Origin of the sequence: Streptomyces iakyrus (assembly GCF_000717055.1) — a bacterium.
Taxonomy (GTDB): Bacteria; Actinomycetota; Actinomycetes; order Streptomycetales; family Streptomycetaceae; genus Streptomyces; species Streptomyces iakyrus.
On record NZ_JNXI01000006.1, the window covers coordinates 26,533 to 39,789 of the forward strand.

The 13,257-nt window shown below is 72.1% G+C and carries 12 protein-coding genes; 10 read left to right on the forward strand and 2 right to left on the reverse strand.

The genetic code is table 11. From position 1 onward, the window contains the following. Positions 1-113: 113 nt before the first annotated feature. The 4 genes from OO68_RS12070 (at position 114) to OO68_RS12085 (ending at position 4,083) form a co-directional block, all read left to right on the forward strand. A complete protein-coding gene (locus OO68_RS12070) occupies positions 114-1,079 on the forward strand; it encodes a sensor histidine kinase (RefSeq protein ID WP_245236949.1) in 966 nt (321 codons plus the stop codon). Next, complete coding sequence (locus OO68_RS12075) at positions 1,079-1,732, forward strand: response regulator (protein WP_033308297.1); 654 nt, start codon at positions 1,079-1,081, stop codon at positions 1,730-1,732. The genes OO68_RS12070 and OO68_RS12075 overlap by 1 nt, the downstream gene beginning before the upstream one ends. 64 nt (positions 1,733-1,796) lie before the next feature. Next, positions 1,797-3,311 carry a tRNA (N6-isopentenyl adenosine(37)-C2)-methylthiotransferase MiaB gene (miaB, locus tag OO68_RS12080; RefSeq protein WP_033308298.1) on the forward strand — a complete coding sequence of 505 codons (1,515 nt, stop codon included), beginning with the start codon at positions 1,797-1,799 and terminating at the stop codon, positions 3,309-3,311. 58 nt (positions 3,312-3,369) lie between these two features. Next, complete coding sequence (locus OO68_RS12085) at positions 3,370-4,083, forward strand: class III extradiol dioxygenase subunit B-like domain-containing protein (RefSeq protein WP_033308483.1); 714 nt, start codon at positions 3,370-3,372, stop codon at positions 4,081-4,083. Positions 4,084-4,203: 120 nt separating this feature from the next. Here OO68_RS12085 and OO68_RS12090 read toward each other — a convergent pair whose 3' ends face one another. Continuing rightward, the gene (locus OO68_RS12090) at positions 4,204-4,551 is read right to left on the reverse strand and encodes an antitoxin (protein WP_033308299.1); all 348 of its coding nucleotides are present in this window, start codon (positions 4,549-4,551) and stop codon (positions 4,204-4,206) included. A 26-nt stretch (positions 4,552-4,577) separates the two neighbouring features. Next, positions 4,578-4,847 (reverse strand): hypothetical protein, encoded by a 270-nt coding sequence (locus tag OO68_RS12095; RefSeq protein ID WP_033308300.1) that lies wholly within the window; start codon positions 4,845-4,847, stop codon positions 4,578-4,580. A gap of 182 nt (positions 4,848-5,029) precedes the next feature. Here OO68_RS12095 and miaA point away from each other — a divergent pair, with 182 nt between their 5' ends. The 6 genes from miaA (at position 5,030) to hflX (ending at position 13,213) form a co-directional block, all read left to right on the forward strand. Then, complete coding sequence (gene miaA / locus OO68_RS12100) at positions 5,030-5,968, forward strand: tRNA (adenosine(37)-N6)-dimethylallyltransferase MiaA (RefSeq protein WP_033308301.1); 939 nt, start codon at positions 5,030-5,032, stop codon at positions 5,966-5,968. Between the two features lie 108 nt (positions 5,969-6,076). Beyond that, complete coding sequence (locus tag OO68_RS12105; protein WP_033308302.1) at positions 6,077-6,589, forward strand: hypothetical protein; 513 nt, start codon at positions 6,077-6,079, stop codon at positions 6,587-6,589. Positions 6,590-6,617: 28 nt separating this feature from the next. Further along, positions 6,618-7,490 (forward strand): diaminopimelate epimerase, encoded by an 873-nt coding sequence (gene dapF / locus OO68_RS12110; RefSeq protein ID WP_033308303.1) that lies wholly within the window; start codon positions 6,618-6,620, stop codon positions 7,488-7,490. Positions 7,491-7,786: 296 nt separating this feature from the next. Then, a complete protein-coding gene (locus OO68_RS12115; protein ID WP_033308304.1) occupies positions 7,787-9,964 on the forward strand; it encodes a RelA/SpoT family protein in 2,178 nt (725 codons plus the stop codon). Between the two features lie 103 nt (positions 9,965-10,067). Further along, positions 10,068-11,564, forward strand: a complete 1,497-nt coding sequence (locus tag OO68_RS12120) for a M1 family metallopeptidase (RefSeq protein WP_033308305.1) — start codon at positions 10,068-10,070, stop codon at positions 11,562-11,564. Positions 11,565-11,719: 155 nt separating this feature from the next. Beyond that, on the forward strand, positions 11,720-13,213 hold the full coding sequence (hflX, locus tag OO68_RS12125; protein WP_033308306.1) for a GTPase HflX: 1,494 nt from the start codon (positions 11,720-11,722) through the stop codon (positions 13,211-13,213). Positions 13,214-13,257: the final 44 nt, after the last annotated feature.

Genomic DNA, 13,257 nt, shown 5'->3' on the forward strand with positions numbered 1-13,257 from the left:
GGCCGTACGGTGACGACATGGGTGTCGTGACGGATATACGCAACGGCCGGCCGCCGGAGAGGGTAGAGGGGGCCGTGCAGGGTGCGAAGGCGGGAAGGAGCGGATCCGGAAGCGTGTCGTTGTTCTGGCGGATCTTCTCGCTCAACGCCGCCGGCCTGGTCGTGGCCACGGGGTTGCTGCTCGGCCCGGTCACCGTGTCCACACCCGTTCTCGCGGGCGAGGCCCTCGTCCTGCTCTGCGGCCTGGTGGTGCTGCTCGCCGGCAACGCTCTCGTGCTCCGGTTCGGCCTGGCGTCCCTCCAGCGCCTGGACAAGGCCATGGCCACCGCGGACCTGCTGCGTCCGGGCTCCCGGCCGGTGGTCGCGGGACCGGCGGAGACGGCCGGGCTGATCACGACGTACAACACGATGCTCGACCGGCTGGAGGCCGAACGGGCCGCAGGCGCAGCCCGGGCCCTGTCCGCGCAGGAGAGCGAACGGCACCGGATCGCGCGGGAGCTCCACGACGAGGTCGGGCAGACTTTGACCGCCGTCCTCCTCCAGCTCAAGCGCGTCGCCGACCGGGCGCCCGAGGACCTCCGCGAGGAGGTCGGCCAGGCGCAGGAGGCGACCCGGGCCGGCCTGGACGAGATCCGCCGGATCGCCCGCCGGCTGCGCCCCGGCGTCCTGGAGGAACTCGGGCTGGCCAGCGCCCTGCGCTCGCTCGCCGGCGAGTTCACGACCCACGGGCTGACCGTGCGCCACCACGTCACCGGCGATCTGCCCGCCCTGACCCCGGAAGCGGAACTCGTCGTCTACCGGGTCGCCCAGGAGGGGCTGACCAACACCGCCCGGCACGCCGCCGCCGACCGCGCCGAACTCCGCCTCCAGCCGTTCCCCGGCGGCGTCGAACTCCTCGTGCGCGACAACGGCACGGGCATCGGCCACGCCCCCGAGGGCGCCGGCATCACGGGCATGCGCGAACGCGCCCTGCTGCTCGGTGCTGCCCTGGCCCTGGAACCGGCCCCGGGCGGGGGCACCGACGTACGGCTGCGCATACCGGTGACCGCAGGCGTACCGGCGACGGAAGGACCCCTCTGATGTCCCCACCGATCCGCGTCCTGCTCGCCGACGACCACACCCTCGTACGCCGGGGCGTGCGCCTCATCCTGGACAGCGAACCGGACCTGACGGTCGTCGCCGAGGCCGGCGACGGGGCCGAGGCCGTCGCACGCGCCCGCGAGACCGCCGTCGACCTGGCCGTCCTGGACGTGGCCATGCCCCGCATGACCGGCCTCCAGGCGGCCCGGGAACTCTCCCGCCGGCTGCCCGGCCTGCACATCCTGATCCTGACGATGTACGACAACGAGGAGTACTTCTTCGAGGCGCTCAGGGCCGGGGCCGGAGGCTACGTCCTCAAGTCCGTCGCGGACCGCGACCTGGTCGAGGCCTGCCGGGCGGCCGTGCGCGACGAGCCGTTCATCTATCCGGGCGCCGAACGCGCCCTCGTCCGCTGCTACCTGGAGCGGCTGCACCGGGGCGACGGCCTGCCGGAGAGGGCCATCACCGAACGCGAGGAGGAGATCCTCAAGCTGGTCGCCGAGGGCCACACCTCGAAGGAGATCGGTGAACTGCTCTTCATCAGCGCCAAGACGGTCGAGCGTCACCGTGCCAACCTCCTCCAGAAGCTCGGCATGCGCGACCGCCTGGAACTGACCCGCTACGCGATCAGGGCCGGACTCATCGAGCCCTGAGGCCGGTGCGCAGGTTGTCCACAGGCGGCCGAGCCACTTTCGCCGACCGCCTACCCTTGTCCCCATGAGCAGCATCGACCGGAGCCAGTCAGTGGGCGGCACGCGCACATACGAGGTACGCACCTACGGGTGCCAGATGAACGTCCACGACTCCGAGCGGTTGTCCGGACTGCTGGAGGACGCGGGCTACGTCCGCGCCCCCGAGGGCGCCGACGCGGCGGACGTCGTCGTCTTCAACACCTGCGCCGTGCGGGAGAACGCCGACAACAAGCTGTACGGCAACCTCGGCCACCTCGCCCCGAAGAAGGCGGCCCGCCCCGGCATGCAGATCGCGGTCGGCGGCTGCCTCGCGCAGAAGGACCGCGACACCATCGTGAAGCGGGCGCCCTGGGTGGACGTCGTCTTCGGCACGCACAACATCGGCAAGCTGCCCGTCCTGCTGGAGCGCGCCCGCGTGCAGGAGGAGGCGCAGGTCGAGATCGCCGAGTCGCTGGAGGCGTTCCCCTCGACGCTGCCCACGCGCCGCGAGAGCGCCTACGCGGCCTGGGTCTCGATCTCCGTCGGCTGCAACAACACCTGCACCTTCTGCATCGTCCCGGCCCTGCGCGGCAAGGAGAAGGACCGCCGCCCCGGCGACATCCTCGCCGAGATCGAGGCCCTGGTGGCCGAGGGCGTCTCCGAGATCACGCTGCTCGGGCAGAACGTCAACGCGTACGGCTCGGACATCGGCGACCGCGAGGCCTTCAGCAAGCTGCTGCGGGCCTGCGGGAAGATCGACGGCCTGGAGCGCGTGCGCTTCACCTCCCCGCACCCGCGGGACTTCACCGACGACGTCATCGCCGCCATGGCCGAGACGCCGAACGTGATGCCGCAGCTGCACATGCCGCTCCAGTCCGGCTCCGACCCGGTCCTGAAGGCGATGCGCCGCTCCTACCGCCAGGAGCGCTTCCTGGGGATCATCGAGAAGGTCCGCGCCGCCATCCCGCACGCCGCGATCAGCACGGACATCATCGTGGGCTTCCCCGGCGAGACCGAGGAGGACTTCGAGCAGACGCTGCACGTGGTGCGCGAGGCCCGCTTCGCCCAGGCCTTCACCTTCCAGTACTCCAAGCGGCCCGGCACCCCGGCCGCCGAGATGGACGGCCAGATCCCCAAGAAGGTCGTCCAGGAGCGCTACGAGCGGCTCGTCGCCCTCCAGGAGGAGATCTCCTGGGAGGAGAACAAGAAGCAGGTCGGCCGCACGCTGGAGCTCATGGTCGCCGAGGGCGAGGGCCGCAAGGACGACACCACCCACCGCCTGTCCGGCCGCGCCCCGGACAACCGCCTGGTTCACTTCACCAAGCCGGACCAGGAGGTCCGCCCCGGCGACGTGGTCACCGTCGAGATCACCTACGCCGCCCCGCACCACCTCCTGGCCGAGGGGCCCGTGCTGGACGTGCGCCGTACGCGCGCGGGCGACGCCTGGGAGAAGCGGAACGCGGCCGAGAAGGCCAAGCCCGTCGGGGTGATGCTGGGACTGCCGAAGATCGGCGCCCCCGAGCCCCTGCCGGCCGTGGCGAGCGGGTGCGGCTGCGACTGACCCGGACCGCTGCCGCCCTGTGCGGTGGCAGCGGCTTCTGAGGGTTACCCTGCCGATCATGCTTGTCGCCGCCGCTGTCTGCCCCTGCCCGCCCCTGCTGGTGTGCGAGATCGCCGCGGGCGCCGCCCCGGAACTGGACGCCGCGCGGGACGCTTGCACGGACGCGCTGGGCGTGCTCGCCGCCGCCCGGCCCGGCCGCCTCGTCGTCGTCGGCCCTGCGGACGGCGCCGGGCCCGAGACGTACCCGGAGGGAACGGCCGGCTCCTTCCGGGGCTTCGGCGTCGACCTCGATGTACGTCTGGGAGCGGCCGAGGGCGCGGACCCGCACCCACCACTGCCGTACGCGCTGGCGGTGGCCGCCTGGCTGCTGGAGCGGACCGGGTGGTCCGACGCCCCGGTCGAGGGAATCGGGGTGGGGGAGTCGTCCCCGCCCGGGCTGTGCGCGGACACCGGGAGGGACATCGCCGCGCGGGACGAGCGAGTGGCCCTGCTGGTGATGGGGGACGCTAGCGCGTGCCGGACGCTCAAGGCCCCGGGCTATCTGGACGACCGGGCGGCCCCGTTCGACGCGGAGGTCGCACGGGCACTGGGCGCGGCGGACGTGGCCGCACTCACCGCGCTCGACACCGGACTGGCCCACGAGCTGAAGGCCTCCGGCCGGGCCCCCTGGCAGGTCCTGGCGGGCGCGGCCGAGGGCGCGGACCTCGGCGGATCGCTGCTCTACGAGGACGCTCCGTACGGCGTGGGATACATCGTCGCCGCCTGGTCGTAGAGCGCGGGCGGCCGCCCGGAAGGCAGCCAACCGCACACACACGGGAGAACCGGCGGGGACGGCCGGGAGCAGGTGCTCCGCGGCCGTCCGCCGATGTGCCCTTCGGTGCCGGTGTCCGCGTCAGGAAGCAGGCGGAGGTGCGTCGTCCGGCGGCGTCATGCCACCCGGGTTCCGCGGCGGTGCCGTGCGGCCCGCCTCCGGCGGCATGGCCCCTGCGCCCGGCGGCGGTGTCGTGCCACCCCCGTCCGGTCCCCTCTCGCCCTGGTGCGCGAGGCGGCCCATGGCGCCCTTGGCCCGGCCCGTGCCCGACTGGATCCTGTCGCTGTACTTGCCCTTGGTCCTCTTGTCGACGGCCTGCGCGGCTTTGTCGAGACCGTGGTGGATCTTGTCCTCGTGCCGCTGTGCGAGGTCCGAGACCTTGCCCTTGGCCGGGCCCAGCTTGGCTTTCACGTTGTGCAGGAGACCCATGGCTCACCTTCCCTCGCGCGGGGCGGTCACGTACGGGCGCCCTCACCGGCCTCGTTGTCGGCAGCCTTCTCGGTGGACTGCTGCTTGGGGATGTCGACGCCCTCGGACTCGGTGACCTCGGCGGCGGCCTCGCCGGCCGGCTCCTTCGCTTCCCCGGCTCCGTCGGTGCCCTCGGCCTCCGTGGTCTCGGCCGTCTCCTCCTCGGACCCGGCCTTCGCCGTGTCGGTCTGAGCCTCGGCGGCAGGCGTCTCCGCCGTAGCCTTCGACCGCCGGAGAAGTCGTGCAAAAACGCCCATATCCACTCCATACGTTACTCGTGCGGGCGAAATCCCGCGTTGCCCGGTGCGTCAGTTTGCGCGGCCCGGGTCACCGCCTCTGCGATCCGGCGGCAGGAACCTCGCAACGGGCAACGACCCCGCGGCCGTGGCGTCACGTAACTCGTTCGAGACCAGGGTGCGAGGTTTGCGAGACTGGGGCGGTGAGCAGTGCACCCCCCGCCCCCCGCGTCATCGCCGTCGTCGGACCTACTGCGGCCGGAAAGTCCGATCTCGGCGTCTTCCTTGCCCGGCGTCTCGGCGGCGAGGTCGTCAACGCCGACTCCATGCAGCTCTACCGAGGGATGGACATCGGTACCGCCAAGCTGACGCCCGAGGAGCGTGGCGGCGTCCCCCACCATCTGCTGGACATCTGGGACGTGACCGTCACGGCCTCCGTCGCCGAGTACCAGCGCCTGGCCCGGGAACGGATCGACGCCCTGCTCGCCGAGGGCCGCTGGCCGATCCTGGTCGGCGGCTCGGGCCTCTATGTGCGCGGGGCCGTCGACAACCTGGAGTTCCCCGGCACCGACCCCGAGGTCCGCGCCCGCCTGGAGGAGGAACTCACGCTGCGCGGCCCCGGCGCACTGCACGCCCGTCTGGCCGCCGCCGACCCCGAGGCCGCTCGCGCGATCCTGCCGAGCAACGGCCGCCGGGTCGTCCGCGCCCTGGAGGTGATCGAGATCACCGGCAAACCGTTCACGGCCAATCTCCCCGGCCACGACTCGGTGTACGACACCCTTCAGATCGGCGTCGACGTGGCCCGCCCCGAGCTCGACGAGCGCATCGCGCGCCGGGTCGACCGGATGTGGGACGCCGGCCTGGTGGACGAGGTGAGCGCACTCCAGGAGCAGGGGTTGCGTGAAGGGCGTACGGCCTCGCGCGCGCTCGGCTACCAGCAGGTGCTCGCGGCGCTCGCCGGGGAGTGCACCCTGGGGGAAGCGCGGACCGAGACCGTCCGTGCCACCAAGCGCTTCGCGCGCCGCCAGGATTCATGGTTCAGGCGCGACCCGCGGGTGCACTGGTTGAGTGGGGCGGCAGCAGATCTCACGGAACTTCCGCAGCTCGCGCTGTCCTTGGTCGAACGACCGGTTACAGCCTGATCACGTCATGGCATCGGGACGCCCAGGCCGTCATCCGCTCCTTCGGCGGCGTGCCATCATCGAGCTTCGATCGACCGAGTTGAGTCCTAGTTGGGAGGGCGCGTGGCGATGGAGGCCGGCCCTCGCGACACCGCACGAAGCACGGATCACATCACCGCCGAGCGGGATGAGCCGGAGCCCGGGACGGCACCCGAGCAGGAGGCGGACCACCTCAGCTCCGACGGGCCCGACGAGACGCAGGGCGTGACGGACGACGGGCCCGAGCCCGGCGAGATGTTCGCCGACGAGGTCGAGGTCGAGCTGCGTCCGCAGCGCCGGCTCCGCATCTGGCAGCTGGCCCCCATCGTGGGCCTCGCGGCACTCGGCTCCCTGATGTTCGCCTTCCCGCTCGCCTTCGACTTCGGCGACAGCGGGGCCGTCATCGCCATGCTGGGCCTGCTGATCTGCTCCTGCGCGGCCGGCTGGGGCATGATGGCCGCCCGCCGCGTCGGCTACACCCTGCCGGGCCTGCCGGCCCGCGGCTCCGGCCGCAGACCCGACTGGCGGGTCGTCCTCGCGTACGCCCTGGTCGTGGCCCTCGTGGTGGTCCTCGCCGTGTGGCGGGTGGCACGACTCCGGTAGGCGGCGCGCGCCCCGTTACGATCGAGGCATGAGCACGCGGATCGCCTTCCTCAAGGGCCACGGCACCGAGAACGACTTCGTGATCGTCCCGGACCCGGAGAACGCCATCGACCTGCCCCCGGCCGCCGTCGCCGCCCTGTGCGACCGGCGCGCGGGCATCGGCGGCGACGGCCTGCTGCACGTCGTCCGCTCCGCCGCCCACCCGGAGGCCGAGGGGATGGCGGCCGAGGCGGAGTGGTTCATGGACTACCGCAACGGCGACGGCTCCATCGCGGAGATGTGCGGCAACGGCGTGCGGGTGTTCGCGCGCTACCTCCAGCGCGCCGGTCACGCCACCGAGGGAGACCTCGCGGTCGCCACACGCGGGGGAGTGAAGACCGTGCACCTCGCCAAGAACGGCGACGTGACCGTCGGGATGGGCCGGGCAGTGCTCCCGGACGGAGACGTCACGGTGAGCGTCGGCGAGCGCAGCTGGCCCGCGCGCAACGTCAACATGGGCAACCCGCACGCGGTCGCCTTCGTGGACGACCTGGCGCACGCGGGCGATCTGCTCTCTCCGCCCCCTTTCAGCCCGGCCGCCGCCTACCCGGACGGAGTGAACGTCGAGTTCGTGGCCGACCGCGGCCCCGGGCACGTCGCGCTGCGCGTGCACGAGCGCGGCTCGGGTGAGACCCGCTCATGCGGCACGGGCGCCTGCGCGGTCGCCGTGGCCACCGCCCGCCGCGACGGCGCCGACCCGACGGTCACCGGCACCCCCGTGACCTACACCGTGGACGTCCCCGGCGGCACCCTGGTGATCACCGAGCGGCCCGACGGCGAGATCGAGATGACCGGCCCCGCCGTGATCGTGGCCGAGGGCGAGATCGACGCGGACTGGCTGGAAGGCGCCACGTCCGCCTGAGTCCGAGCCGGTCGTCCGGAAACACCCGCGTCCCTTCGGCCGCCCGACCCGAAATCACCGTTGGAACCGGCCATTTGGCGGAAATCGCACGGTGAAGGTCGCGATGAACAGGGGTACAAACCTCACATTCATCCCTCGAATGGGTGATCAGTTTCACGCTCGGCGAGAGGCGGTCAGTCGGGCGTGGTGGGCTCGGTAGCATCAAGCACCGGCCCGGACGGGGGACCGAAGCCGCTCCCTGAGCCGTGTCCGCTCTGGGGCACCCCGTCCGCCGGTTGACGCAGCCGGAGGTGCCCATGAGTGCGGAGGCCACGAATTCCGTGACCCCAGGCCCGATGCCGGGCGCGGTGTCAGGACCGGTGACGCCGACAGCCCCCCGCAGAAAGGCCCGCCCCCGGATCGACCTGCGCCGCCTCGGCCGCGCGGCCCTGCTGGGCCCCGCCGCCCGTGGCCGGCTGCCCGACGCCATCAGCCACGTCGTCGAGGCGCACCGCGCCCACCACCCCGACGCGGACCTCGAACCCCTGCGCCACGCCTACGTCCTGGCCGAGTCCTCGCACCGCGGCCAGATGCGCAAGAGCGGTGAGCCGTACATCACGCACCCGCTCGCCGTGACCCTCATCCTGGCCGAACTCGGCGCCGAGACCACGACGTTGACCGCGTCCCTGCTGCACGACACCGTCGAGGACACGGACGTGACGCTCGACCAGGTCCGCGACCAGTTCGGCGAGGAGGTCCGCTACCTCGTCGACGGCGTGACCAAACTGGAGAAGGTCGACTACGGCGCCGCCGCCGAGCCCGAGACCTTCCGCAAGATGCTCGTCGCCACCGGCAACGACGTCCGCGTCATGTCGATCAAACTCGCCGACCGGCTGCACAACATGCGCACCCTCGGAGTCATGCGCCCCGAGAAGCAGGAGCGCATCGCCAAGGTGACACGTGACGTGCTCATCCCGCTCGCCGAACGGCTCGGCGTCCAGGCGCTCAAGACCGAACTGGAAGACCTGGTCTTCGCGATCCTGCACCCCGAGGAGTACGCGCACACCAGGGAGCTGATCGTCCACAACGCCGCCCGCGCGGACGACCCCCTCGCCGAGGTCGCCGACGAAGTACGCGGTGTGCTGCGCGAGGCGGACATCACGGCCGAAGTCCTCATCCGGCCCCGCCACTTCGTCTCGGTGCACCGCGTCTCCCGCAAACGCGGCCGGCTCCGCGGCTCCGACTTCGGCCGCGTCCTGGTCCTGGTGAACGAGGACGCCGACTGCTACGGCGTCCTGGGCGAACTGCACACCTGCATGAAGCCGGTGGTCTCCGAGTTCAAGGACTTCATCGCCGTACCGAAGTTCAACCTCTACCAGTCGCTGCACACGGCCGTGGCGCGCGAGGACGGCCAGGTAGTCGAGGTCCTCATCCGCACGAACCAGATGCACAAGGTCGCCGAGGCCGGCGTCGTCGCCCTCGGCAACCCGTACGCGCCCGCACCCGACGACCCGGCCGACGGCGAGCGTGTCGACCCCACCCGCCCGGGCTGGCTCTCCCGGCTCCTCGACTGGCAGGAGGCGGCACCCGACCCCGACCACTTCTGGTCCACCCTGCGCGAGGACCTCGCCCAGGACCGCGAGATCACCGTCTTCCGGCCCGACGGCGGCACGCTCGGCCTGCCCGAGGGCGCGACCTGCGTGGACGCCGCCTACGCGCAGTACGGCGAGGACGCGCACGCCTGTATCGGGGCCCGGGTGAACGGCCGTCTGGCGACGCTGAGCACCGTCCTCAAGGACGGCGACACCGTCCAGCTCCTCATGGGCCAGGACCCGGCGTCGGAACCCTCCCGGGAGTGGCTGGAGCACGCCCACACGCCCGCGGCCCGGATCGCCATCCAGCGGTGGCTGACCGCACATCCGGTCCAGGCGGAGTCCCAGCAGCAGGGCGAGGCGCGGATCTCCGAGGACCGGACGGCTCCGCGGTCCGTCGGCGCACCTGACCCGGACGCGGCTCCGGAGCAGCCCGCCGGGCGCCCCGGCACCGGCCATGTCCTCGCCGACCTGCCCGGCGCGACCGTCCGGCTCGCCCGCTGCTGCACGCCCGTACCGCCCGACGAGATCACCGGTTTCGCCGTACGCGGGGGAGCGGTCACCGTGCACCGCGTGGAGTGCCCCGCGGTGGCGCGTATGAAGGACGGGGGGCGCGCGGAGGTCGGCGTGCGCTGGGGAGAGACCGCCGAGTGCCGGGTCACGCTGGTCGCCGAATCGTTCGTCCGTCCCCATCTGCTGGCCGACCTCACCGAGGCCATGGCCTCCGAGGGCGCCGAGATCGTGTCGGCGACCGTCGAGCCCCCGACCCAGCAGCAGGTGCGGCACACGTACACCGTGCAACTGCCGGACGCCGGCCACCTGCCCGCCCTGATGCGGGCGATGCGCAACGTGGCCGGGGTGTACGACGTCAGCCGGGCGCAGCCGCAGCCGCAGGGCGGCTGACGCGCCGCCGGGGCGGCACCCGGCTCAGGCCCCGGTCCCCGGTTCGGGTGGGACGAAAGCGCGCCGTCCCCGCCGCCCGCCCGCCCGCTGATAGCCGTGGGGCATGATCCTGACCCCTCACAGCCAGGCCACCACCCCCACCCGTCGCCGGGCCGCGGCCGCCCTGCTTGCCTCGGCCGTCTCCGTCTGCCTCGTCGCCGCGAGCGCCCCCGTCGCCCCGCTCGGCGTCGGCGACCGCCTCTTCCCGTACCTCGGCAACCCCGGCTACGACGTGGCGTCGTACGACCTCGCTTTCACCTATCCGGGCAACAACAGCGAGCCGCTGCAGGCCGTCACCACCATCGACGCCTGGACGACCGCCGACCTGGACCGCGTCAACCTGGACTTCGCCCACGGCAAGGTCAAGTCCGTCGAGGTCGGCGGCGACCCCGCGGAATTCCGCTCCGCCGGCGAGGACCTGGTGATCACACCCGAGGACTCGGTGCCGGCCGGCACCTGGATGCGGATCACCGTGCGGCACACCAGTGATCCCGTGCCCGCCGAGGGCCGCGAGGGCGGCTGGGTGCGCACGGCCGACGGCCTCGCCATGGCCAACCAGGCCGACGCCGCGCACCTGGTGTTCCCCTGCAACGACCACCCCTCCGACAAGGCGATGTTCACCTTCCGGGTGACCGCGCCCGACGGTCACACGGCCGTCGCGGGCGGCCTGGCCGCCGGGGTGGAGAAGTCCGGCGGGTCGACGACCTGGACCTACCGCACCCAGCACCCCATGGCCACCGAGCTCGCCCAGGTGTCCATCGGCCGCTCCACGGTGCTGCACCGCACCGGCCCGCACAGCCTGCCCGTACGGGATGTCGTCCCGACCCGCGACCGCAGGGCACTCGAACCCTGGCTGGAGAAGACCCCCGGCCAGATCGCCTGGATGGAGAGCAAGGTCGGCCGCTACCCCTTCGAGACGTACGGCCTGCTCGTGGCCGACGCCTCCACCGGTTTCGAACTGGAGACCCAGACTCTGTCGCTCTTCGAACGGAAACTCTTCACCGAGCCGGTCTACCCTCCGTGGTACGTCGAGTCGATCATGGTCCACGAGGCGGCCCACCAGTGGTTCGGCAACAGCGTCACCCCCCGCACCTGGTCCGATCTGTGGCTCAGCGAGGGGCACGCCACCTGGTACGAGGCGCTGTACGCCGAGGAGCAGGCCGGCAAGCCGATGCGGGCCCGGATGAAGGCCGCCTACGGCGCCTCCGACCGCTGGCGCGCCGCCGGCGGGCCCCCCGCCGCCCCGAAGGCCCCCGACCCCGCCCGCAAGACCGGCCTCTTCCGGCCCAACGTCTACGACGGCGCCGCGCTCGTCCTGTACGCCCTGCGCCAGGAGATCGGCCGCCCGGCCTTCGAACGCCTGGAACGCGCCTGGGTCGTCCGCCACCGGGACGACACGGCCACCACGGAGGACTTCGTCAAGCTCGCCTCCGAGATCTCCGGGCGTGACCTCGACGGCTTCTTCCAGGACTGGCTGTACGGAGAGAAGACCCCGCCGATGCCGGGGCACCCGGACTGGAAGCCGGAGACGTCCGCGAAGCCGCAGGACCCGGCGCAGTAGGCCCGAGCGGGGCGACGCCCGCCCGATAACACAGTGACGAGACGCCCCGTGCCGTGCGAACATCTTCAGGTCGGCGCGGTACGGGGTGCCGGGAATCTCCCGGACCGCCCGCGCGTTGCACACAGTGAACGGCTTCCCATCGACGTAAGGATCCAATGACCTCCTCTTCTTCCTTTTCCCAGGACTCCAAGCGCTTCGCGCACAGCCACCCCGATGGTTTTCGGGCCGATGCCCTGATGGAAGAGGACGTCGCCTGGAGCCACGAGATCGACGGAGAGCGGGACGGCGACCAGTTCGACCGCTCCGACCGCGCGGCCCTGCGCCGTGTGGCGGGCCTCTCCACCGAGCTCGAGGACGTCACCGAGGTCGAGTACCGCCAGCTCCGTCTGGAGCGGGTCGTCCTCGTCGGCGTCTGGACCTCGGGAACGGTGCAGGACGCGGAGAACTCCCTCGCGGAGCTCGCCGCCCTCGCGGAGACGGCCGGCGCGCTGGTGCTCGACGGCGTCACCCAGCGCCGCGACAAGCCCGACGCGGCCACGTACATCGGCTCCGGCAAGGCCGAGGAACTGCGCGACATCGTCGTCGAGACGGGCGCGGACACCGTCATCTGCGACGGTGAGCTCAGCCCCGGACAGCTGATCCACCTCGAGGACGTCGTCAAGGTCAAGGTCATCGACCGGACGGCCCTGATCCTGGACATCTTCGCCCAGCACGCCAAGTCCCGAGAGGGCAAGGCGCAGGTCGCTCTCGCGCAGATGCAGTACATGCTGCCGCGACTGCGCGGCTGGGGTCAGTCGCTGTCCCGGCAGATGGGCGGCGGCAAGGGCGGCGGCCTCGCCACCCGTGGTCCCGGTGAGACCAAGATCGAGACGGACCGGCGCCGGATCCGCGAGAAGATGGCGAAGATGCGCCGGGAGATCGCGGAAATGAAGACCGGCCGCGAGATCAAGCGCCAGGAGCGCAAGCGCCACAAGGTGCCGTCCGTCGCCATCGCGGGCTACACCAACGCCGGCAAGTCCTCGCTGCTCAACCGCCTCACGGGCGCGGGCGTGCTGGTCGAGAACGCCCTGTTCGCGACCCTCGACCCGACCGTGCGCCGGGCCGAGACCCCGAGCGGACGGCTGTACACCCTGGCCGACACGGTCGGGTTCGTACGCCATCTGCCCCACCACCTGGTCGAGGCGTTCCGCTCCACGATGGAGGAGGTCGGCGAGTCCGACCTGATTCTGCACGTGGTGGACGGTTCGCACCCGTTCCCGGAGGAGCAGCTGGCCGCCGTACGCGAGGTGGTCCGGGACGTCGGCGCCACCGACGTGCCCGAGATCGTCGTGATCAACAAGGCGGACGCGGCCGACCCGCTCACGCTTCAGCGTCTGCTGCGCGTCGAGAAGCGGTCCATCGCCGTCTCGGCCCGCACCGGCCAGGGCATCGAGCAACTGCTCGCGCTCATCGACAACGAGTTGCCGCGGCCCTCGGTCGAGATCGAGGCGCTCGTGCCGTACACGCACGGCAAGCTGGTCGCCCGTGCCCACGACGAGGGCGAGGTGATCTCCGAGGAGCACACCCCGGAGGGCACCCTGCTCAAGGTGCGGGTACACGAGGAACTGGCGGCGGAACTCACGCCGTACGTTCCCGCGCCGGCGCTCTGAGCACGACCCGGCAGGCGCCGTGACCTGACCCGACCGCCGGAAGG

Excerpts from the sequence above, each read along its gene's own strand:
- miaB (WP_033308298.1), top strand. The coding sequence starts at position 1,797 with ATGAGCAGCATCGACCGGAGCCAGTCAGTGGGCGGCACGCGCACATAC.
- OO68_RS12105 (WP_033308302.1), top strand. The coding sequence starts at position 6,077 with ATGGAGGCCGGCCCTCGCGACACCGCACGAAGCACGGATCACATCACC.
- OO68_RS12115 (WP_033308304.1), top strand. The coding sequence starts at position 7,787 with ATGAGTGCGGAGGCCACGAATTCCGTGACCCCAGGCCCGATGCCGGGC.
- OO68_RS12090 (WP_033308299.1), bottom strand. The coding sequence starts at position 4,551 with ATGGGTCTCCTGCACAACGTGAAAGCCAAGCTGGGCCCGGCCAAGGGC.
- OO68_RS12095 (WP_033308300.1), bottom strand. The coding sequence starts at position 4,847 with ATGGGCGTTTTTGCACGACTTCTCCGGCGGTCGAAGGCTACGGCGGAG.
- OO68_RS12085 (WP_033308483.1), top strand. The coding sequence starts at position 3,370 with ATGCTTGTCGCCGCCGCTGTCTGCCCCTGCCCGCCCCTGCTGGTGTGC.
- hflX (WP_033308306.1), top strand. The coding sequence starts at position 11,720 with ATGACCTCCTCTTCTTCCTTTTCCCAGGACTCCAAGCGCTTCGCGCAC.
- OO68_RS12075 (WP_033308297.1), top strand. The coding sequence starts at position 1,079 with ATGTCCCCACCGATCCGCGTCCTGCTCGCCGACGACCACACCCTCGTA.
- dapF (WP_033308303.1), top strand. The coding sequence starts at position 6,618 with ATGAGCACGCGGATCGCCTTCCTCAAGGGCCACGGCACCGAGAACGAC.
- OO68_RS12120 (WP_033308305.1), top strand. The coding sequence starts at position 10,068 with ATGATCCTGACCCCTCACAGCCAGGCCACCACCCCCACCCGTCGCCGG.